Here is a 22065-nt window from a genome sequence, read left to right as displayed (position 1 = left end):
CGGTTGGGCCACTGCCATTCAAATACGTTCCATTTTCGGCAGCCAGACCCGGATCAGCGAGAATAGCCGGTCAAGATCGATCGGCTTGGCCAGGTAATCGTTGGAGCCCGCTTGCAGGCAACGCTCCTGGTCATCCTTCATCGCCTTGGCAGTCACCGCAATGATCGGCAGCTTGCGCCAGCGCGGGTCTTTGCGGATCTCGACAGTCGCTTCGTAACCATCCATTTCCGGCATCATCACGTCCATCAGCACCAGATCGATATCCTCGACCTCGTTGAGCCTGGCAATTGCCTCAAGGCCGTTGCGAGCGATCTCGACCACGGCACCCTTGTGCTCCAGAGCGCTGGTGAGGGCAAAGATATTGCGTACGTCGTCATCGACCACCAGGATCTTGCGAGCCTCGAAGACCTTGTCACGGCTGCGTGCGGTCTTGAGCATTTTCTGGCGCTCGTTGGAGAGCTGCGACTCGATCTTGTGCAGAAACAGCGTCACCTCATCGAGCAGACGCTCCGGCGAACGGGCACCCTTGATGATGATCGAGCGCGAATACTTCATCAGCTCGGCTTCTTCGTCACGGGTCATATTACGCCCCGTGTAAACGATCACCGGCGGGAAAGCACGGATGTCCTCGGTGGACATGCGCTTGAGCAATTCATTACCCAGCATGTCCGGCAACTTGAGGTCGATGATCATGCAGTCGTAGATGTTCTCGCGCAACAGATCCAGAGCTTCCTGAGCGAACCCCACTGCGGTGATCTCGATATCATCGTCGCCAATCAGACGCGCGATGCTGTCACGCTGCAAAGCATCGTCCTCGACCAGCAGGATGCGCTTGACCTTCTGGGTCAGCTTGGCTTCGAGCCTGGCGAATACATCCTTGAGTTCTTCGCGGGTGGTCGGCTTCACGGCATAGCCGATGGCCCCCATGTGCATGGCGGCCTCCTGACGATCCTCGACGGAAATCACATGCACCGGGATGTGCCGGGTAGGCGCCAGTTCCTTGAGGCGTTGCAGCACGGTCAGCCCGGAGTGATCCGGCAGGCGCATGTCCAGCAGGATTGCGTCGGGAGTGTACTGCGCCGCCAGATTGAAGCCGTCATCGGCGGCGTGGGCGACCAGACAGTCGTATCCCAGTTCGTGGGCCAGATCGAAAAGAATCTGGGCGAACGACACTTCATCCTCGATGACCAGAATGCAGCGACCGCTGAACGGCGCCTTGTGGCGATCATCGGCAAAGGTCGGCTGAGGTTTTGCCGACACAGGCTCGGCAACGGGCGGGCTCACAACCGGCAGCGTGACGACGGGTGAGGAAATGATCGCTGAGCGCTCGCCAGCATCCTCTTCACGCCCTTGATCGACGTATTGCTCCGGCAGCACCAGAGAGAAAATACTGCCCTGCCCCGGCGCGCTGGTGACGCTGATGGAACCGCCAAGCAACGCTGCCAGATCGCGGGAAATCGACAACCCCAGACCGGTGCCGCCGTAACGACGGTTGGTCGTGCCGTCGGCCTGACGGAAGGCCTCGAAAATGCTTTGCTGATGCTCCTGGGCAATCCCGATCCCGGAATCGCGCACGGTAAACACAATGCCCGCTCCCGGTTGGCGGGAGACGATCATGCTGACAGAACCGCTCTCGGTGAACTTGATCGCGTTGGACAGCAGGTTCTTGAGGATCTGCTCCAGACGCTGGCGGTCGGTGAACAGCATGGTCGGCGTGCCAGGTTGCACCTCCACGCTGAAGTCCAGATTCTTGTCGGTCGCCAAAGGCTGGAACAGGCCGCGCAGGCCATCCACCAGACGCGACACACTGCTGTTCTCCGGCCGAACCTCCAGCTTGCCCGCCTCGACCTTGGAGATATCCAGAATGTCATTGATCAGGTTCAGCAGGTCATTGCCCGCCGAATAGATCGACTCGGCAAACTTCACCTGCTCTTCGGTGAGGTTCTCTGTCGGGTTTTCAGCCAGCAGCTTGGCCAGGATCAGCGAGCTGTTGAGCGGCGTGCGCAGCTCATGGGACATGTTGGCCAGGAATTCGGACTTGTACTTGCTGGAACGTTGCAGCTCATCGGCACGGGCCTGCAACTCAACCTGGGCCAGGCTCAGCTCTTCGTTCTTGCTGTCCAGGATGTCGCGCTGGTCTTCAAGCGCCTGGCTTTGTTCGGCCAGTTGGGTATTGGTCTGCTCAAGCTCGGCCTGCTGGGTTTCCAGATGCGCCTGGGATTCCTTGAGGATGCGCGATTGCTCTTCGAGTTCTTCGTTGGCGGTGCGCAACTCTTCCTGCTGGACCTGCAACTCTTCGTTGAGCTGCTGGGTTTCGGTCAGGACTTCCTGCAAGCGCTGGCGATAACGCGCCGCTTCGATGGAAGTCCCTACATTCGCTGCCACCAGCTCCAGGAATTCGGTGTCCTTGTCGGTCAGCGCCCGCAGAAAGCCCAGTTCGACCACACCATTGACCTGATCGTCATTGGTGGTGGGCACGATCACGACACTGCGCGGCAGACCTTCGCCCAGACCCGAGCTGTACTTGAAGTAATCGCTGGGCAGTTCATTGAGCGTGACGATGCGGTTCTGCTGCGCGGCCTGACCGATAACGCCCTCACCGCTGAAGATTGTCTGCTCCTGCTGCTCCTGCTCTCGGGAAAGGCCGTAAGAGGCCACACGCTGCAGACCACCATGCTCCTGGCGAACATAAACAGCCGCAACAACCGCGCCCAGGTACTGGGCAAAGAATTGCAGAATATGCAGCCCGAGGGTGTTGAGAGTCAGTTGCCCCAGGACCTGCTCAGCCAGTTCGCTCTGACCATTACGCAACCAGGCGACCTTCTGCAGGCGCTCAGCGTTATCTTCGAGCTGACTGAGGTTTGCGCTGTAGGTATTTGAAAGAGAAAGCAGATCACGCCTTCCGAAGTAAGCGAGGATGCCACTGACCGTCAGCACAAAGATCAGGTACAGCACCACCGACGCAATGGTCGTGCGGGTCACGTCGGCATTGCGTGCAAGACGCAACTGCTGCTCCATGGAAATGGCCTGATCGTACTCGGAGCGGATTTCATCGGTAATACGCTTGCCACGCCCTGACTGGGTAGCCGTCCGATAATCCCCACTCTGACGACGCAGATCGATCATCTCCTGAGCGAAACGCTCCCACTCCTCATGCAGGGTGGCCAGTCGGCGAAAACGATCCAGTTGCGTCGCGTTATCGGCAACCAGTTCTGCCAGGGTTTTCAGCTCTGCCTTGAGCACAGGTCTTGCGACTTCATAAGGGTCAAGAAAGCTTTCCTGGCCGGTCAGCAGAAAACCGCGCATCCCCGTCTCCATGTCGATGGAGAGTTTCATGGAGCGGTTGGTGCTATTGATGACCCGATCCGTATGCTCGACCCATTGGATGACCGAGAGCAGATAGGTGATCAGCAAGACAAAGAAAAACGCACTTAAAACGCCAACACCCAGCGGCAGACTGACATTACGAACCAATAACTTGCGAAAGCGCTGTTCATCGACGACAGACGTCCGGATCATGAAAAGTCCCTGGCGATATATCAAAACGTTAGAGTTTGCCGCAACGGCAAGAAAAAGACTCAGTTTTCTCACATAGAGGATTGAAATCTCACACATAAATCGGCGATAAGCTCGCCCACATCAAGCGAATAAAGCCTGCTGGCAAAGGATAGCTATTCGATTCGATTCTGACGGAACTTCTGGTTGTGTTTTATTTACTGATGGAAGGAATGGGCAAGAAATCACCCGTCCCGATCAGACCAGGCTGTTTTTGACGGCTGCATGATCCAAACGCAGTGACTTTTCGTACAAAAGCCCGCAGGCTGCGCCAGTGCGTAGCCTTCACTACCATTTTCTAGGAAATCGCCATGCCTGACGCAGCCAACACCATTCTTGTGGTCGAAGATGACAGCATCGTACGCATGCTGATCGTCGATGTGCTTGAAGAACTGGAGTATCAGGTACTTGAAGCGTCGGACGCCCAGGAGGCGCTGGCCCATATCAAGGACGAGGCCACTCACATCGACTTGCTGATGACCGATCAGGGCCTGCCTGACATGCGTGGTACGGAGCTGGCCAGACAAACCCGGCAACTGCGCCCGCAACTGCCGGTCCTGTTTGCCAGCGGCTATTCGGAAAACATCGAAGTCCCAGATGGCATGCATTCGATTGGCAAGCCGTTTTCCATCGATGACCTGCGCGACAAGGTAAAAAGCATCCTTGGCTAATCATGACGTTCACCCTGCACAGACTCCGCCCCGAGTAAAAACCAGCCTGCTGATCATTGGTTATGTATGGCCCGAGCCCCGTTCCTCCGCGGCCAGCGGCCATGTCATGCAACTGATCCAGTGTTTTCTCGAACAGGATTGGCACATCACCTTCGCCAGCCCGGCCACCGAAGGTGAACACCGGGCCGACCTGAAAAGCCTGGGGATTGAAGAAGTCCATATCGAGCTCAACAGCAGCAGCTTCGATACCTTCGTCAGTGAGCTACAGCCCGATATCGTGCTGTTCGACCAGTTTCTCATCGAAGAGCAATTTGGCTGGCGCGTTGAAAAGCATTGCCCGAATGCCTTGCGGGTACTGGAAACTTCCGACTTTCAGAGCCTGCGCCATACACGCCATCAGATTCTCAAGGATCATTTGAATGAATCGTCAGAGCCTGACGATCTGAATGACTTTTTCGCGATCGACCACTCAAGCCTCTTTGCCCGAATCGCCAGCAGCGATCTGGCCCAGCGCGAAGTGGCCTCACTCTATCGCTGCGACCTCAACCTGATGGTTTCTGACGTGGAGATCGACCTGCTGAGCGGCCAGTTCGGCGTGCCGAAATCCCTGCTGCACTGGTGCCCATTGATGCTCGATGGCGTACCGGACAGCGTGACGCCGTTCGAGCAGCGGGCGCACTTTCTCAGCATCGGCAACTTCCGGCATGCGCCCAACTGGGATGCCGTGCTCTGGATGAAAAACGCCATCTGGCCGCTGATTCGCCAACAGTTGCCGACTGCGCAATTGCATATCTATGGCGCCTACACACCGCCCAAGGCCACCGCTCTGCATAACGCGGCGCAGGGTTTTCATGTCATGAACTGGGCCGAAGACGCCCTGCAAGTGATGTCTGCCGCGCGCATATGCCTGGCACCGATACGCTTCGGGGCGGGCATCAAGGGCAAGCTGATGGATGCCATGCTCAGCGGCACGCCTTCGGTAACGACGCCCGTGGGCGCCGAAGCCATGAGCGGCGACCTGCCATGGCCTGGCGCAATTGCCCGCAGCGCCAGCGAAATCGCCAGCGCGGCGGTGCGCCTGTATCAGGATCAGACCTTGTGGACTGAAGCCCAGACCGCGGGCGGGACCATCCTTCAGGCACGCTTTCAGCACAGGCAACACTGCGCGAGCCTGATCGAACGTATCGAAACCCTGCGTCAGGACTTGTCGCGCCATCGCCTCACCAACTTCACCGGCGCGATGCTGCGCCATCACCACCACAAAAGTACTCAGTACATGGCGCAGTGGATCGAGGCGAAGAATCGCAAGGATTGATCAACATTTGCGCAGTAGATAGGTATCCATGATCCAGCCCTTGCGGCTGCGGGCTTCGTCCCGTAGCCGCCTGATCTGCCCACAGACCTGATCGAGCGGGCCGGACAGCAGGATCTCGTCCGGCGTGCCCAGATAAGCCCCCCAGTAGATATCCAGCCCCTGCCCGACAAAGCGCTCGAAAGTGCAGTGTGCATCGAGCATGACGACCACATTATCCAGTTCACTCTCGGGCATGGCAGCCAATCGCCTGCCGGTGGTGATGCGGATCGGTTCGCCAATGCGGTTCAGCGGCACCCGATGTCGTGCTACCAGCGCCTGAACGCTGGTGATGCCGGGAATCACCTGATACTCGAAGACCTCCCGGCCACGCGCCAGTACCTGATCGAGAATCCTGAGGGTGCTGTCGTACAGCGACGGGTCCCCCCAGACCAGAAACGCCCCGACCTCCCCCGCTCTCAGTTCATCACCGATCAGCCGCTCGAACAGAACCGCCCGCTGCTCATGCCAATGTTCGATGCCGCGCTCATAGCCCTGAGGATCATCTTCGCGCTGCGGGTCCCGGACCTGCACCAGTCGATAGTTGTCGTTCTGGATATAACGCTGACAGATGTCTTTTCTCAGGCGCAGCAGATCATCCTCGGCATAGCCCTTGTCCAGCAGGAAGAACACCGTGGCGCGGTTCAGGGCATTGATGGCCTGCACTGTAATTTGTTCGGGATCTCCGGCACCAATACCGATCAGAAGGATCTGTTTCATCAGGCAATGACTCCGGTTTCGATGCGGACAGCATTAGACGACTGGGCATGAATAGAACAATTAAGGCACATTAGCAGACTGGCAACTTCTGAAGGCGGTCAGACCATGACAAGAACAACAAGAATCACAGACCCTTCCTACGAATTGATGGACGATCACAATGGCCTGTCGATCATCTACCGCGAACACGGTTTCCCCTGCCCGCTGGTGCGCTGGCATTTCCACAAGGAATACGAGCTGCATCTGATCGTCGCCAGTTCAGGCAAGGTGTTCGTCGGTGACTACATTGGCAACTTCAACCCCGGCAGCCTGTTCCTCACCGGGCCGAACCTGCCGCACAACTGGATCAGCCAGATTCAGGAAGATGAAGTAGTGACCAAGCGCGACATGCTGGTCAATTTCACCGATGAACTGCTGGAAAGCGGCAACCAGGTGTTTACCGAACTCAAGAGCCTGACCCCGCTGCTGGAGCGCGCCCGGTACGGCATCGAGTTCCGCTGCAAGCGCACGATCCGTCAGGCCATGAAGCTGATGCAGAAAATCGCCGACTCCAGCGGTATCACCCGGCTCGGGCACTTCCTGATTCTGCTGGAGCTGCTGGCGGCCAGCGACGACTTTCAACTGCTCTCGGGAACCACGGTGTCGCACATGGCCGACGAGCACAGCGTTGAGCGCACCAACCGGGCGGTGGATTACATTTTTGCCCACTATGGGCGCGAATTGCCCCTTGAAGAGGTCGCCGAATACCTGGGCATGAAACCGACGTACTTCTCTCGTGTATTCAAACAGGCTACCGGTCGCTGCTTCGTGGAGTTCGTCAATCGCCTGCGCATCAGCAAGTCCTGTGAGCTGCTGGCCGATGGCGACAAGCCGGTGACGGATATCTGCTTCGAGTCGGGATTCAATAACATTTCCAACTTCAACCGCCGCTTCCAGCAGCTCAAAGGGATGACGCCGTCACACTATCGACGCCTTGCCGTCCAGCGCCTGACCGAGCAGAACCTGTACTGATTCACCCTGCCTGCGGCCATCTCGTCTACGCTGATTCTGCATTGCAGCCTGCCTGAGCGCGGTTGCGGTGCGTTTTCAAAGCACTGCCGAATGCAAAAAAGTATCAGTTGAAGTGCGGTGCAGGATTTGTCATCGCGTCTCAAGGTCGTTGTAATCAGCTCACATCTTCCTCACCTCCGGAAGAGACAAAAACAATAACCGACCCTCCATGACTCCCAGAGCATGGACGAGGAGTGATCAATGAAGACCCCAGCAAAATTACTGCTTGCCAGTTCAGTCCTCAGCGCCGGTTTCCTGTTCGGCGGCAACGCTGTTGCAGGGACCGTGACCATTGCCACGGTCAACAACAGCGACATGATTCGCATGCAACGCCTCTCCAAGACCTTTGAAGAACAACACCCTGACATCAAGCTCAACTGGGTCGTGCTGGAAGAAAACGTCCTGCGCCAGCGTCTGACCACCGACATCGCCACCAAGGGCGGCCAGTTCGACGTGCTGACCATCGGCATGTACGAAGCCTCACTGTGGGGCGCCAAGGGCTGGTTGCAGGAAATGAAGGATCTGCCTGCCAGCTACCAGCTCGATGATGTTTTCCCGTCGGTGCGCGACGGCCTGTCCGTGGACGGCAAGTTGTTTGCCCTGCCGTTCTATGCAGAAAGCTCGATTACCTACTACCGCAAGGATCTGTTCCAGAACGCAGGGCTGACCATGCCGGAGCGTCCGACCTGGACCCAGATTGCCGAGTTCGCAGGCAAGCTCACTGACAAGTCCAAGGAGCAATACGGCATCTGCCTGCGCGGCAAGGCCGGCTGGGGCGAGAACATGGCGCTGATTACCACAGTGGCCAACGCCTACGGCGCACGCTGGTTCGATGAACAATGGAAACCCCAGTTCGATCAGCCGGAATGGAAAGACGCCCTCAACTTCTACGTCAACACCATGAAACAGTCCGGCCCGCCGGGCGCATCGAGCAACGGTTTCAACGAGAACCTGGCGCTGTTCAACAGCGGCAAGTGTGCGATCTGGGTCGATGCCAGCGTGGCCGGCTCCTTTGTCACCGACAAGAGCCAGAGCAAGGTTGCCGACCATGTCGGCTTTACCTATGCGCCTCATCAAGTGACGGAAAAAGGCTCGTCGTGGCTGTATTCCTGGTCGCTGGCGATTCCGACCAGTGCCAAGAACACCAAGGACGCCCAGGCCTTCACTCAGTGGGCAACGTCCAAGGAATATGCCGCTCTGGTCGCCGAGAAAGACGGCGTATCCAACGTACCGCCAGGTACGCGGGCATCGACCTACACGGATGAATACAAGAAAGCCGCGCCATTCGCCGATATCACCCTCAAATCGCTGATGGCCGTGACGCCCAAGACACCAACGCTCAAGCCGGTGCCTTACGTGGGCATCCAGTTGGTGACCATTCCCGAGTTCCAGGCCATCGGCACCAGTGTCGGCCAGCAGTTCTCGGCTGCACTGATCGGTCAGTCGACAGTGGAGAACGCCTTGAAAATGGCGCAAAACTCCACCGAGCGCGACATGAAACGAGCCGGCTACCCGAAAAAGTAGGCCTCACGACTCAAGCCGAGGGGCACTTGCCCCTCGACTCCCGCTGACAGGCAAATCCCGGTTCGGAGTTCCCCATGAAGACCTCAGCCATTCCTGCTCGCCCGGATTTGTCCGGCGATGCCTCCAAGGCCAGAAACAAAAGGTTCAAACCCGGATGGTTTCTGGTCAGCCCTTCCGTGGCGCTCTTGCTGGTCTGGATGATCGTGCCTCTGGGCATGACCATTTATTTCTCGCTGATTCGCTACAACCTGTTGAGCCCCGGCGAAAACGAATTCGTCGGGCTGGAAAACTTCACGTACTTCGTCACCGACAGCGGTTTCCTGCCCGGTGCCGGTAATACCTTGTTGCTGGTGGGCAGCGTACTGGCGATCAGTGTGATCCTCGGTGTATTGATTTCCGCCCTGTTGGAAGCCAGCGAGTTTTTCGGCCGCGGCATCGTGCGGGTGCTGTTGATCTCGCCGTTCTTCATCATGCCAACGGTCAGCGCCCTGATCTGGAAGAACCTGATTTTCCACCCGGTTTCCGGCGTACTGGCCGCCGTGTGGCGCTTCTTCGGGGCCGAGCCCGTCGACTGGTTTGCTCATTACCCGATGCTGTCGATCATTATCATCGTCTCCTGGCAATGGCTGCCGTTCGCCATCCTGATCCTGATGACCGCCATGCAGTCGCTGGATCAGGAACAGAAAGAGGCCGCCCGACTCGATGGCGCCGGGCCGATTGCGATTTTCTGGCACCTGACCCTTCCCCACCTGGCCCGGCCGATTGCCGTGGTGGTGATGATCGAAACGATTTTCCTGCTCTCGGTGTTTGCCGAAATCTTCACCACCACCAATGGCGGGCCGGGCTTTGCCTCGACCAACCTGGCGTACCTGATCTACATCCAGGCGTTGCTGCAGTTCGATGTCGGCATGGCCTCGGCTGGCGGCCTGATTGCGGTCGTCATTGCCAATATCGCGGCGATCATCCTGATCCGGATGATCGGCAAAAACCTCACCGACAAGTCATGAGGGCCTTGCCATGATGACGCTCAAACAATCACGCCGCCTGCAAAGCCTGCTGCTCGGGGTCTTGTCCTGGCTTATCGCCGCACTGGTGTTCTTCCCGATCTTCTGGATGGTGCTGACCAGCTTCAAGACCGAGATCGACGCCTTCGCGACGCCGCCGCAACTGTTTTTCACGCCGACGCTGGAAAACTACCTGCACATTCAGGAACGCAGCGATTACTTCCACTTTGCCTGGAACTCGGTACTGATTTCGTTCAGTGCCACGATCCTGAGCATGCTGGTGGCCATTCCTGCTGCCTACTCCATGGCCTTCTTCGAGACCAAGCGCACCAAGAGCACACTGCTGTGGATGCTCTCGACCAAGATGCTGCCGCCGGTGGGCGTGCTGATGCCGATCTATCTGCTGGCCAAGACCTTCGGCCTGCTGGATTCGCGTCTGGCGCTGATCATCATCTACACGCTGATCAACCTGCCGATCGTGGTCTGGATGATTTACACCTACTTCAAGGACATTCCGGGAGAAATCCTCGAAGCCTCGCGTCTGGACGGTGCCAGCACGCGCCAGGAAATATTCCGGGTACTGATGCCGATCTGCAAGGGCGGCCTGGCTTCGACGGCGCTGCTGTCCTTGATCCTGTGCTGGAACGAGGCCTTCTGGTCCCTGAACCTCACCTCGTCCAACGCCGCGCCGCTCACAGCACTCGTCGCCTCGTACTCAAGCCCTGAAGGGTTGTTCTGGGCCAAGCTCTCGGCCGTCTCGACCCTGGCCTGCGCACCGATCCTGATTTTCGGCTGGATCAGCCAGAAACAACTGGTCCGCGGCCTGTCGTTCGGCGCAGTCAAATAGCCCGAATTCAAGAATAAAAACGGAGTCAAGCATGGCTAATCTCAGTATCAGAAATCTGCAAAAAGGCTTCGACGGCCATCAGATCATCAAAGGCATCGATCTGGATGTGAAGGATCGCGAGTTCGTGGTCTTTGTCGGCCCGTCGGGTTGCGGCAAGTCCACCCTGCTGCGCCTGATTGCCGGGCTTGAGGAAGTCACCTCGGGGAGCATCGAACTCGATGGCCGCGAGATCACCCAGGTCACACCGGCCAAGCGCGACTTGGCCATGGTGTTCCAGACCTACGCCCTGTACCCGCACATGACCGTGGGCAAGAATCTGTCCTTTGCCCTGGACCTGGCGGGCGGCGACAAGGCCGAGATCAAGAAGAAAGTGGATGAAGCCGCACGCATCCTGGAGCTTGGGCCACTGCTGGAGCGTAAACCCAAGCAGCTTTCAGGTGGTCAGCGCCAGCGGGTCGCCATTGGCCGGGCCATCGTGCGCAACCCGAAAATATTCCTGTTCGACGAACCGCTTTCCAACCTCGACGCTGCTTTACGGGTACAGACCCGACTGGAGCTGTCGCGCCTGCACAAAGAGTTACAGGCAACGATGATTTACGTCACCCACGATCAGGTCGAAGCCATGACTCTGGCCGACAAGGTGGTGGTGCTCAATGGCGGCAAGGTGGAACAGGTGGGCTCGCCACTGGAGCTGTATCACCATCCGGCCAACCTGTTTGTCGCGGGTTTTCTCGGCACGCCGAAAATGGGCTTTCTCAAGGGCCGGATCAGCCGCGTCGACAACCAGGACTGCGAAGTCGAACTGGATGCCGGTACACGCATCACCCTGCCGGTAAGACGTGCCGGCTTGAGTGTCGGGGCTCCGGTCACGCTGGGCATTCGTCCCGAGCATCTGAACATTGCCCAGAACGGCGAGTGCCAGTTGCAGGTTACTGCCGATGTCAGCGAGCGTCTGGGCAGCGATACCTATTGCCATGTCCGCACCCGTTCGGGCGAAGCGCTGACCATGCGTATCCGTGGCGATCTGGCCAGCCAGTACGGCGAAACCCTGAACCTGCATCTCGATAGCGCCCACTGCCATCTGTTCGACGATCAGGGGTTGGTCATTGCCAAGGCCTTGCCGGTCGCTGCCTAACGTATTGGAGAGCCTTTGACATGAAACTGAACAAACAGAACCTGTCACAACTGGGCGCCGATATTGCCCGCCCCGCCTACTCTGCCAGCGAAACCCGCCAGGGCATTGCCCATATTGGCGTCGGTGGATTTCATCGCGCACATCAGGCGTTTTACACCGATGCATTGATGAACAGCGGTGAAGGTCTGGACTGGAGCATCTGCGGCGTCGGCCTGCGCCCCGAAGACCAGGCCGTGCGCGATGCACTGGCCGGCCAGGACTATCTGTACACCCTGTATGAGCTGGGTGACACGCCAGACACTGAAACCCGGATCATCGCCTCCATCAGTGGCATGTTGCTGGCCGAGGAAGATCCCCAGGCCTTGATCGACAAACTGGCCAGCCCGGACATCCGCATTGTGTCCCTGACCATTACCGAGGGTGGCTATTGCATCGACGACAGCAACGGCCAGTTCATGGCGCACCTGCCGCAGATCCGCCACGACCTGACCCACCCCAATACTCCCGGCACGGTATTCGGTTTTCTGTGTGCCGCGCTGGCCCGTCGGCGTGCTGCGGGCATACCGGCCTTTACGCTGATGTCCTGCGATAACCTGCCCCACAACGGCGCCGTTACCCGCAAGGCACTGCTGGCCTTTGCTGCCCTGCGCGATGCCGACCTGCATGACTGGATTGCCGAAAACGTCAGCTTCCCCAATGCCATGGTCGACCGCATCACGCCCATGACCAGCTCGGCCCACCGCCTGAAACTGGCCGATGAAAAGCATATCGACGACGCATGGCCAGTGGTCTGCGAGCCGTTCGTGCAATGGGTGCTGGAAGACAAGTTCGTCAATGGCCGCCCGGCCTGGGAAAAGGTCGGCGTACAGTTCACCGACGACGTGACGCCCTACGAAGAAATGAAGATCAAGCTGCTCAACGGCAGCCACCTTGCATTGACCTACCTGGGTTTTCTGAAGGGTTACCGCTTCGTCCACGAAACCATGAACGACCCGCTGTTCGTGCGTTATATCCGGGCCTATATGGACCTGGATGTCACCCCGCAGCTGGCTTCGGTGCCAGGCATCGATCTGGAAGGCTACAAGGACACGCTGATCGAGCGTTTCTCCAATCAGGCGATTGCCGATCAACTGGAGCGTGTGTGTTCGGACGGCTCGTCGAAATTCCCCAAGTTCACCATTCCGACCATTAACCGGCTGATTCTCGATCAGGGCAATCTGGAGCGCGCATCACTGGTGGTGGCTGCCTGGGCCTTGTACCTCAAGGGCGTGGACGAGAACGGCACGACCTACAGGATTCCCGATCCACGGGCTGACTTCTGTCAGGCGCTGGTGGCCGACGATGTTTTGCTGACTCAGCGGCTGCTGGGCGTGGAAGAAATCTTTGGTCTGGCAATCCCCCGCTCCGCCGAGTTCGTCGCAGCCTTTGAGCAGAACCTCAATAACCTGCGGGACTTGGGAGTCAGCGGCACACTGGAAAAAATACTGGCCAACAGCCCTTGAGAGGCAACCATGTTTCTTGGAATCGATTGCGGGACCCAAGGTACCAAAGCCATCGTTCTGGATGCTGATAGCGGTCAGGTGCTGGGCGAAGGCTCAGCCCCGCACAGCCTGATCAGCAACGCCCATGGCCGACGCGAACAGGATGTGCAGCAGTGGCTGGACGCGCTGGAACAGGCGACCCGCAGCGCTCTGAAACAGGCTGGCATTTCAGGCCAGCAGATCAAGGGCATTGGCGTTTCGGGCCAGCAGCACGGTCTGGTGCTGCTGGACGCTCAGGGCCAGGTGCTGCGCCCGGCCAAATTGTGGTGCGACACCGAAACCACTCCCGAGAACCAGCGTCTGCTGGATTATCTGGGCGGCGAGCAAGGTTCGCTGCAACGTCTGGGGCTGGTCATTGCACCGGGCTATACGGTTTCCAAGCTGTTGTGGACCAAGGAGCAGCACCCGGAACTGTTCGGGCGCATCGACAAGATCCTGCTGCCTCACGATTACCTCAATTACTGGCTGACCGGGCGTTGCTGCACGGACTATGGGGATGCGTCGGGAACGGGCTACTTCAATGTTCGCAGCCGGGAATGGGATCTGCCGCTGCTGGCGCATATCGACCCGACCGGCCGCCTGGGCAAGGCGCTTCCAGAACTACTGCCGGCGCAACACAAGGTCGGCACGATTCGGGATGAAGTCGCCAGGCGGCTGGGCCTGAATCCCGAAGCGGTGGTGTCCAGCGGTGGCGGCGACAACATGATGGGAGCCATCGGCACCGGCAATATCCAGCCGGGCCTGATTACCATGAGCCTCGGTTCGTCAGGCACCATCTACGCCTTTGCCGATCAGGCATTTGTCAGCGAGCAAGCGTCGGTGGCAACCTTCTGCTCCTCATCCGATGGCTGGCTGCCATTGATCTGCACCATGAACCTGACCAATGCCACCAGTGCGATTCGCGAGCTGTTCGCGCTGGATATCAACGGCTTCAATCAGGCCATAGCCCAGGCCCCGATTGGTGCGGAGGGCGTGCTTATGCTGCCGTTTCTAAACGGCGAACGGGTCCCCGCCCTCCCCGATGCCACCGGCAGCATTCTGGGTCTGAACAGCACCAACCTGACCCAGGCCAATCTGTGCAGGGCCGTGGTTGAAGGGACCAGCCTCGGGTTACGCTACGGGCTGGACCTGCTGCGGGCCAGCGGCATCAAGAGCCAGACCATCCGTTTGATCGGCGGCGGCTCGAAAAGCGCCATCTGGCGACAGATGATTGCCGACATCATGGATACTCCCGTCATCTGCACCGAATACGCCGAAGCGGCGGCACTGGGTGCGGCGATTCAGGCGGCCTGGTGCTGGTCTGGCGAGCATGGGCAGACAGCGGATCTGCAAGCACTTTGCGAACGTTGTGTCAGGCTTGATCCAGATAGCGAAACCCATCCAGTCCAGGAGAACGTGGCCGCCTACGAGCGAGTCTATTCACGTTATCAAGATCAATTGCGGGCAGCCTGATCCTGCCCTTTCACGGAGCACCTATGTTTCTTGTCTGCGGCGAAGCGCTTTTTGACATTTTTACCCGAGCGGACGACAACGGCTCGCTCAACCGGCTGGGCCTTGAAGCCATTGCCGGTGGCTCCCCCTTCAACGTGGCGATAGGTTTACGCCGTCTGGGGGTCGAAGCGGCCTTTTTTGCCGGGCTGTCCACCGATTATCTCGGACAGCGCCTGCGGGCGGTGCTGGAGCAGGAAGCGGTCAACCCCAATTACCTGATCGACTTTGCAGCGCCTACGACCCTGGCCATGGTCGCAGTCGGTGCCAATGGCTCGCCCACCTACAGTTTCCGGGGCGAAGGCTGTGCCGACCGGCAACTGCGCCTGGAACACTTGCCCACACTGGATGAAAAAGTGCGCGGCATTCATGTCGGTTCGTTTTCACTGGTTGTGCAGCCGGTCGCCGATACCTTGCTGGCGCTGGTTGCCCGGGAAAGCAACAACCGTCTGATCACCCTGGACCCGAATGTGCGGCTCAATCCGGAGCCGGATATAGAGCGCTGGCGCACCCGGATCCACGCCTTTGCCGAGCACGCGCATATCATCAAGGTCAGCGACGAAGACCTGCACCTGCTCTACCCGGACAGCACCCCGCAAAGCATTGCGCAAGAGTGGCTGAACAAGCGCTGCCAGTTCGTGGTCCTGACTCGGGGTTCGGAAGGTGCCAGCATTTTTACCCGGCAACACGGAAACTGGTCGGTGGCGGCACAAAGCGTCAAGACCGTGGATACGGTGGGCGCAGGAGATACCTTTCAGGCAGCATTGCTGACGTTCCTCAGCGAACGCCAACTGGACAACGCGCAAAGCCTGGAATCACTGTCGCGGGAAACCCTGGATGAAATGCTCGGCTTTGCCGTCAGGGCAGCGGCACTGACCTGTACCAAGGTGGGGCCGGATCTGCCGTATCGGCATCAGCTGGCGTGATTTTCGCGACTGAAGTCGCTCCTACACCCGCGTAGGAGCGAATTCATTCGCGAAAGATACGCTACGCAACCATCCCGGCCTTGATGCCGTTGATTCTGGCATTGATGTCATCAACGGCAGCGGTTTGCTGCTCCTTGAGAGCCTCCTGGACTTTCTTGTCCAGAGCCAGTTTCTCTTCAGGCGTCATGGCGTCGTATTCCTCTTTGCTGACGCCAGTGAGTTTTTCACGCATTTTCTCTTCGGCAGACTGCTTCATGTAATCCATGAATTCCTGCTGAACAGAGCCAGTCGGAGTACCCGTGTTGATTGCACTGGTTGAACCGGTCGAGGCGATAAAACCGTTATCGCTGTCGGCAGTCGCCTCGGACAGGGTTTTCTCGGCCAGGGTCTTGATGTTGAACATCATCCGGGCAAAAGACTCGTCATACCCATTGTTGCTCTTGGTACTGTCCTGAGATGCGGAACTGTCTGCCCTGGCGGTCACCGGAGTGACTGCCGGAACCAGACTCTCAGCAGCCGCAACAGTACTGAATGAGTTCTGGGAAACCTCATCCACTGTCTTGCGCCCGACGAATCTGGAAACCAGACCTTCAAGCGTGCCGTTGTTGATAATCATCTTTCACCTCCTGCGGTGGGTGCGCCCCTTTCGCAGCAAAACCAGTGCCAGCCCTCTCAAAAAATATAACCGACTGATTAAGAAGGACTTTATTGCAGAGGTCCGGCCAAAAGCCTGACAGGAAAGGAAAGACAATGCCGGTCATGGCAAGTCATTGCCGGTCTGGTTCCAGTGCTGGCCCAACTCGATATCCTTGTTCAGGTCGAGCTGCTCCAGAGGCAACGGCATCGCAAAGTGATACCCCTGAGCCTGCCCCGCTCCCATACCGCGCAGCAGCTCCAGGGTAGCGCGGTCTTCAACCCCTTCGGCCACCACCGTCAGATCCAGCGACTCGGCCATTCGTACGATAGCGCGCACAATGGCCCGGCTTCTGGCGCTGGTCGTCAGCTCCAGAATGAAGGATTTGTCGATCTTCAAGCCGCTGAAGTGATACTGATGCACATAGCTGAGCGATGAGAAGCCCGCGCCGAAATCGTCCAGTACCACCGACATGCCCCTGTCAGCCAATTGTTTCATGGACTGACGAGCCTGCTCGGGATCTGCCACCAGCGCGCCTTCGGTCAGTTCCAGGCAAAGCCGCGAAGGCGCAACGTCGTATTCCGCCAGCAAGGCCAGTACTTCGGAGGCGAACTCGGGACGGGTGATGCTGTAACTGGAGCAGTTCACATGCACCGGCGGCCATTGAGCATTGGCCGGATCAGCCAGAATGGCAATCACCCGCTGCAACATGTAAAGGTCCAGACGCCCGATAAGGCGAAACCCTTCCAGAGCTGGCAGAAAGCTGCCGGGAGCGATGACCCGACCATCGGGTTGACGCCAGCGGATCAAGGCTTCAAGCGCCAGCAGCTTGCCGGTGTTGACGCAAATGATGGGCTGAAAATACGGAATCAGTTCGTTGGTATGTTTGAGCGCCTTGCGCAATGCGCCTTCGCGCTCGACCTGGTCCGAGACTTCGCGACGCAACTCCTGATTGAACACGACAAAGCTGTCACGCCCACCATTCTTGGCCCGGTACATAGCCGTGTCCGCATCACGCAGCAAATCGGCTGGCTCCTGGTGAAACTGACGATCAGCCCCGACCACACCGATGCTGCACGAAGAAAAGACCGAATGGCCGCTGATAAAGAACGGCAGGTCGAACGCTTCAAGAATGCGCTCGGCAATCCCGACCCCGACAGCCAGCGGCGCACCGATCCCCAGCACAGCAAATTCATCGCCCCCCAGACGCGCAAGCAGATCGCAATCGCGGATACAACTGCGCAACCGCGCAGCCGCCTGGACCAACAGGATATCGCCAAAGTGATGGCCCAGGCTGTCGTTGACGACCTTGAACCGGTCCAGGTCAATAAACATGACCACCAATTGCTGGTCATGTTTATTGAAAGCCTGCCAGGCTTCTTTCAAGCGCTGTTGCAACTGGCTGCGATTGGGCAGGCTGGTGAGTGAGTCATGGGAGTTTTCATGCTGAAGCCGGGCATTGGCCAGATCCAGCTCACGGGTACGGTCCTGAACCCGTGCCTCAAGGCGCAGATTAGCGGTATGTATCGCCTCGGCAGCGCTACGCCGGGACAAGGCCGTATCGATATGGCGAGAGACGAAGGTCAGCAACTCCTGATCGCGCAGGGTGTAGCTGACGTTCTGCGAATAGCTCTGCACCGCCAGCACGCCTCGTACATCGTCCCCCTCGAACAGGGGGATGCCCAACCAGGATGACGAACGATTGGATTCATTCTGAATCTCGATTTCACCTTCCCTTTCCAGCCTGTAAGCATCTTCTTTATCGATCAGGCAAGGACGGCGCTGGCGGATGACGTATTCGGTAAAGCCACGCTGCCCCCGCCGCGACCTGGGAGGCGTCGCCAGTCGCTCATCGCTGTAATACGGGAAGGTCACTTCTTGTGTAGAACTGTCGTACAGGGCGATATAGAAGTTGTACGCCACCAGCAACTCGCCGACGATCATATGCAGGCTGTGGAACAGTTCCGCCATATCGCCCGGCTGGCTGGACAGCTCGGTAATCTGGAACAACGCACTCTGCAGGTGCTCCGCCCGTTCACGATCCGCCACTTCCTGCCTGAGTGCATCGTTGGCGGCCGAAAGCTGCTGGGTGCGCAGCAAAACCGTATGCTCCAGATCGGCACGGTGCAGAATCCGGTCCAGCGCCATCGCCACATGCCGGGCAACCACCAGAAACAGCGCACGGTCTTCGACACTGTAAATCCGCGAGACGTCGTAGACCTGCATGGCCAGCATGCCAAAGACTTCGTCAGATGACTTCTTGAGCGGTGCGCCCATCCAGAACTCGGGATGACGCCCCTCGCAGAAAAAGCGCCCCTGAGCCTGAGCCTGCCTGATAGCGATGGCATCAATGAACATCGGCTGGCCGGTGGTCAGGACATAGCCCGTCATGGATAGCCGTGAGCGGTCGAGATACTCGAAGCTCTCCGGCTCCAGCGCTTCGTGGTCGGCTACATCGATGTAATAGGGATAAGTGATCTTGTCTCGCTGGCCGTCGTACAGCGCCAGATAGAAGTTCTCGGCATCGATCAGAGTCGCCAGCTGTTTATGGATGCCTTTGAGGAAGGTGCTACGGTCCCGTGTCGAACTGGCCAGATGACTGATTTCATAAAGGACGCGCTGGGTATTCTGCGCCCTGACCAGAGCAGCACTTTGCAAGAGATACCCCAATCGCAGGGCCAGATCGGCCAATTGCGGGTTATCGGCTTCGGACAGGGGCGCCAGCAACCAGCCCAGCGCCGCTTCGCCCATCCCCATGACCCAGCGATGCAACTGCCGCGAGCGACAGAAGTCATCGAAACCGTCACAGGCAATTTCCCCAAGCCAGTCAGCCTGTACACACCCGCTCCCCAGCAGACGCTTGTGTGACCCGGCACCGTAGGCCGCCCATGCCACATTGGGCATGCGGCTTCTCGCCTCGCGCAGCAAGGCTTCCACGGAGTCTTCATCTGAAGGTGCAGGTGATACAGCACAAGAGTCATCAGTGGACTGGTACAAGTCTGGGGACAAAGGGGGAACCTGCATGAAAAACACCAAATCCTGAAGCTGACTGCGGCTATCTTCATCGGCAGCCCCCAATGGTGGCAAGCAGGAAGTGCGATTGAACACAAGAAAATACGTATTACCGAGCGTATCAAGGCCTCAGCCCATCAGAAAAGCTGACGGCGCCCGGCACTATCGGTTCATTCAGCAAGTCAAACCCGGTCACATTGCAATACTCGAAGCCTGATCAACAGCTATGCTGGCTTCCGGTTTCTTTCAACCCCACTCCAAAGGTGATCGCAGTGGTCAAGACATACAGCTACGCCGCAAAAGAACCGTCCGACACCCTGAAACCTTACCGCTTTGAACGCCGCACCCCAGGTGCTGACGATGTGCAGATCGATATTCTGTACTGCGGCGTCTGCCACTCGGACCTGCATACCGCACGCAACGAATGGCACAACACGCTCTACCCTTCGGTGCCGGGCCATGAAATCGTTGGCCGGGTCACCGCTGTGGGTGCCGACGTCAAGAACTTCAAGTTAGGAGACCTGGCGGGCGTCGGCTGCATGGTCGACAGTTGCCAACACTGCGCCTCCTGCGCTGAAGGTGAAGAACAATACTGTGAGAGCGGTTTTACCGGCACCTATAACGGCCCGGTCTTTGGTGGCGAAAACACCTTTGGCGGTTACTCCGACAATATCGTCGTCAAGGAGAAATTCGTCCTGCGCATCTCCCACAGCGACAATCTGGCTGCTGTCGCTCCGTTGCTCTGTGCAGGCATCACCACCTACTCACCGCTGCGCCACTGGAAAGTCGGGCCAGGAAAACGGGTCGGTGTCGTCGGCCTTGGCGGGCTGGGTCATATGGCCGTGAAGATTGCCCACGCCATGGGCGCGCATGTGGTGCTGTTCACCACCTCGCCCAACAAGCGTGAAGATGGCCTGCGCCTGGGCGCCGATGAAGTCGTGGTTTCCAAAGACCCTGCCGAAATGGCAGCACAGGCCAACAGCCTGGACTTCATTCTCAATACCGTCGCTGCACCTCACGATCTCGACGCCTTCCTGGGATTGCTCAAGCGTGACGGCACCATGACGCTGGTCGGCGCCCCTGCGGAGCCTCACCCATCACCGGCCGTGTTCGGGCTGATCTTCAAGCGCCGCAGCCTGGCCGGTTCATTGATAGGCGGCATTCAGGAAACCCAGGAAATGCTGGATTTCTGCGCCGAGCACGGCATCGTTTCGGATATCGAAATCATCGCCATGCAGGACATCAACGACGCCTACGAGCGCATGCTCAAGGGTGACGTGAAATATCGCTTCGTGATCGACATGGCCACTCTGAAGCAGGAAGCGTCTGCTGCCTGATAGCGGACATTCAGGCTGTCCGACAGGATCGGGCAGCCTGTTTTATCATCAGGGCCATATGACAAAAAGTCTCGATTCAGCGCATTTAAACAACAAACCTCATCATTGAAATATCTTGCTGCAAATAACTGCACGCTTCCTCAAACCATTCATCATAAAGCCCTTATCCATCACTTCCCGCTGTTGACACGCCCTTTTATGGGGCGCGCAATAGGTGCTGGATGAAACGACGGGGAAACACACATGGCTAAGATCAATGTTTTAGCGGGTGATTTTCTTCAAGGTAATGGGGAATACCGCTCTGGCACCATTACTCTTGTAACCCCCCTCTTTCCATGGCCTGGAATCTGTTTCAAGCAGAACGAAATCAAGTCAGTGGAAATTGCCAGCAAAGCGTCAAACAGGAAAATGGATGACACCATCGGATTCGGTCTGGCAGGCGCATTGATGCTAGGTCCCGTGGGAGCTGCCGCTGGCATGCTCCTGGCGAGCGAGGAGAAAGAAATAACCTTTGTAGCAACGTTCAAGGACGGCAGAAGCCTGCTCGCTGCCACCGATGAAAAAACCTACCGCAAAATGGCGCAGGATATCCCTGTGTCCGACTTCATGTAAAAGCCCCCACTGCCTGACAAGAGCCCGGTCCTGCGCCGGGCTCTTTCGTTATGCCCCGACTATTCTTTTTTCAACAAGCGTTCTGGCACCGATTGTGCTTGGTGAAAGATTAACTTTTTATTACATTTTTATGACATTGATATCTGTTATCTCAACAGATTCAAGTTTCAGGGCAAGCGTGCAGATATCAAGAATGACTGGACGTTAACAGGTGGAAAGATGAAAGAACGAGCAACAGTCATCTGCAAGCGTGACGACCAGATCCTCTACGTTCGCAAACCAAAATCGAAATGGGCATTGCCCGGCGGCAGGATCGAAGCGGGAGAAACGCCAGCCCAGGCAGCCGTGCGCGAACTGAGTGAGGAAACGGGCCTTGAAAACCTGGACCTCATGTATGTGGATGAATACGAAAAGGATCGGGTCATTCACCACATATTCACAGCCGTGATCCCCTCCTCCAGCGAGCCCTCGCCACGGAACGAGATTGCCGCCTGCAAATGGCTCGCGACTGGAAACATCAGCGACCTCAAGGCAAGCACAGCGACCAAATCCATCGTCAAATCGTTTGCCCGGCCCAAATAGGGTCGGGTTTCAATCTGCGCAAACGAAAAAAGGGCGACCCTTTCGGATCGCCCTTCTTCACCGCCCAGCAGAGCGG

At 57.9% G+C, this 22065-nt stretch carries 17 protein-coding genes; 13 read left to right on the top strand and 4 right to left on the bottom strand.

Annotated elements, in window-relative coordinates; all coding sequences use genetic code 11:
* Nucleotides 1–18: 18 nt before the first annotated feature.
* Complete coding sequence (locus ACODS3_RS13640) at nucleotides 19–3519, bottom strand: response regulator (RefSeq protein WP_201019552.1); 3501 nt, start codon at nucleotides 3517–3519, stop codon at nucleotides 19–21.
* A 347-nt stretch (nucleotides 3520–3866) separates the two neighbouring features.
* Here ACODS3_RS13640 and ACODS3_RS13635 point away from each other — a divergent pair, with 347 nt between their 5' ends.
* Together ACODS3_RS13635 and ACODS3_RS13630 are read left to right on the top strand one after the other, a co-directional pair.
* On the top strand, nucleotides 3867–4226 hold the full coding sequence (locus tag ACODS3_RS13635; RefSeq protein WP_201019551.1) for a response regulator: 360 nt from the start codon (nucleotides 3867–3869) through the stop codon (nucleotides 4224–4226).
* A 46-nt stretch (nucleotides 4227–4272) separates the two neighbouring features.
* Nucleotides 4273–5541 (top strand): glycosyltransferase, encoded by a 1269-nt coding sequence (locus ACODS3_RS13630; RefSeq protein WP_489034900.1) that lies wholly within the window; start codon nucleotides 4273–4275, stop codon nucleotides 5539–5541.
* Here the strand turns inward: ACODS3_RS13630 and cobF are convergent, their stop codons facing one another.
* Nucleotides 5542–6297: a precorrin-6A synthase (deacetylating) gene (gene cobF, locus ACODS3_RS13625; protein ID WP_201019550.1), complete on the bottom strand. Its 756-nt coding sequence runs from the start codon at nucleotides 6295–6297 to the stop codon at nucleotides 5542–5544.
* A 105-nt stretch (nucleotides 6298–6402) separates the two neighbouring features.
* Here cobF and ACODS3_RS13620 point away from each other — a divergent pair, with 105 nt between their 5' ends.
* From ACODS3_RS13620 to ACODS3_RS13585, 8 genes are all read left to right on the top strand, one after another.
* Entirely contained in the window at nucleotides 6403–7308 is a 906-nt protein-coding gene (locus ACODS3_RS13620) for an AraC family transcriptional regulator (RefSeq protein ID WP_489034750.1), read from the top strand.
* A 240-nt stretch (nucleotides 7309–7548) separates the two neighbouring features.
* Nucleotides 7549–8871 (top strand): ABC transporter substrate-binding protein, encoded by a 1323-nt coding sequence (locus ACODS3_RS13615; protein WP_201002014.1) that lies wholly within the window; start codon nucleotides 7549–7551, stop codon nucleotides 8869–8871.
* A 74-nt stretch (nucleotides 8872–8945) separates the two neighbouring features.
* Entirely contained in the window at nucleotides 8946–9878 is a 933-nt protein-coding gene (locus ACODS3_RS13610; protein ID WP_201019548.1) for a carbohydrate ABC transporter permease, read from the top strand.
* 10 nt (nucleotides 9879–9888) lie between these two features.
* Complete coding sequence (locus ACODS3_RS13605; protein ID WP_489034747.1) at nucleotides 9889–10722, top strand: carbohydrate ABC transporter permease; 834 nt, start codon at nucleotides 9889–9891, stop codon at nucleotides 10720–10722.
* Nucleotides 10723–10753: 31 nt separating this feature from the next.
* Complete coding sequence (locus ACODS3_RS13600; RefSeq protein ID WP_304574010.1) at nucleotides 10754–11857, top strand: ABC transporter ATP-binding protein; 1104 nt, start codon at nucleotides 10754–10756, stop codon at nucleotides 11855–11857.
* Between the two features lie 20 nt (nucleotides 11858–11877).
* A complete protein-coding gene (locus ACODS3_RS13595) occupies nucleotides 11878–13359 on the top strand; it encodes a mannitol dehydrogenase family protein (RefSeq protein WP_489034745.1) in 1482 nt (493 codons plus the stop codon).
* A gap of 9 nt (nucleotides 13360–13368) precedes the next feature.
* On the top strand, nucleotides 13369–14850 hold the full coding sequence (gene xylB / locus ACODS3_RS13590; RefSeq protein WP_304574008.1) for a xylulokinase: 1482 nt from the start codon (nucleotides 13369–13371) through the stop codon (nucleotides 14848–14850).
* Between the two features lie 23 nt (nucleotides 14851–14873).
* Entirely contained in the window at nucleotides 14874–15812 is a 939-nt protein-coding gene (locus ACODS3_RS13585; protein ID WP_489034743.1) for a carbohydrate kinase family protein, read from the top strand.
* Nucleotides 15813–15873: 61 nt separating this feature from the next.
* Here ACODS3_RS13585 and ACODS3_RS13580 read toward each other — a convergent pair whose 3' ends face one another.
* Both ACODS3_RS13580 and ACODS3_RS13575 read right to left on the bottom strand, forming a co-directional pair.
* Nucleotides 15874–16428 carry a hypothetical protein gene (locus ACODS3_RS13580; protein WP_201019543.1) on the bottom strand — a complete coding sequence of 185 codons (555 nt, stop codon included), beginning with the start codon at nucleotides 16426–16428 and terminating at the stop codon, nucleotides 15874–15876.
* 141 nt (nucleotides 16429–16569) lie between these two features.
* The gene (locus ACODS3_RS13575) at nucleotides 16570–19470 is read right to left on the bottom strand and encodes a sensor domain-containing phosphodiesterase (protein ID WP_489034741.1); all 2901 of its coding nucleotides are present in this window, start codon (nucleotides 19468–19470) and stop codon (nucleotides 16570–16572) included.
* A gap of 260 nt (nucleotides 19471–19730) precedes the next feature.
* Here ACODS3_RS13575 and ACODS3_RS13570 point away from each other — a divergent pair, with 260 nt between their 5' ends.
* The 3 genes from ACODS3_RS13570 (at nucleotide 19731) to ACODS3_RS13560 (ending at nucleotide 21989) form a co-directional block, all read left to right on the top strand.
* A complete protein-coding gene (locus tag ACODS3_RS13570) occupies nucleotides 19731–20795 on the top strand; it encodes an NAD(P)-dependent alcohol dehydrogenase (RefSeq protein WP_201019541.1) in 1065 nt (354 codons plus the stop codon).
* 243 nt (nucleotides 20796–21038) lie between these two features.
* Complete coding sequence (locus ACODS3_RS13565; protein WP_201019540.1) at nucleotides 21039–21407, top strand: hypothetical protein; 369 nt, start codon at nucleotides 21039–21041, stop codon at nucleotides 21405–21407.
* Nucleotides 21408–21626: 219 nt separating this feature from the next.
* Entirely contained in the window at nucleotides 21627–21989 is a 363-nt protein-coding gene (locus tag ACODS3_RS13560) for an NUDIX hydrolase (RefSeq protein WP_025259837.1), read from the top strand.
* The last annotated feature ends 76 nt before the right edge of the window (nucleotides 21990–22065 follow it).

It is taken from the genome of Pseudomonas sp. FG43 (assembly GCF_057809175.1).
This window is presented reverse-complemented; position numbering and strand designations above follow the sequence as displayed.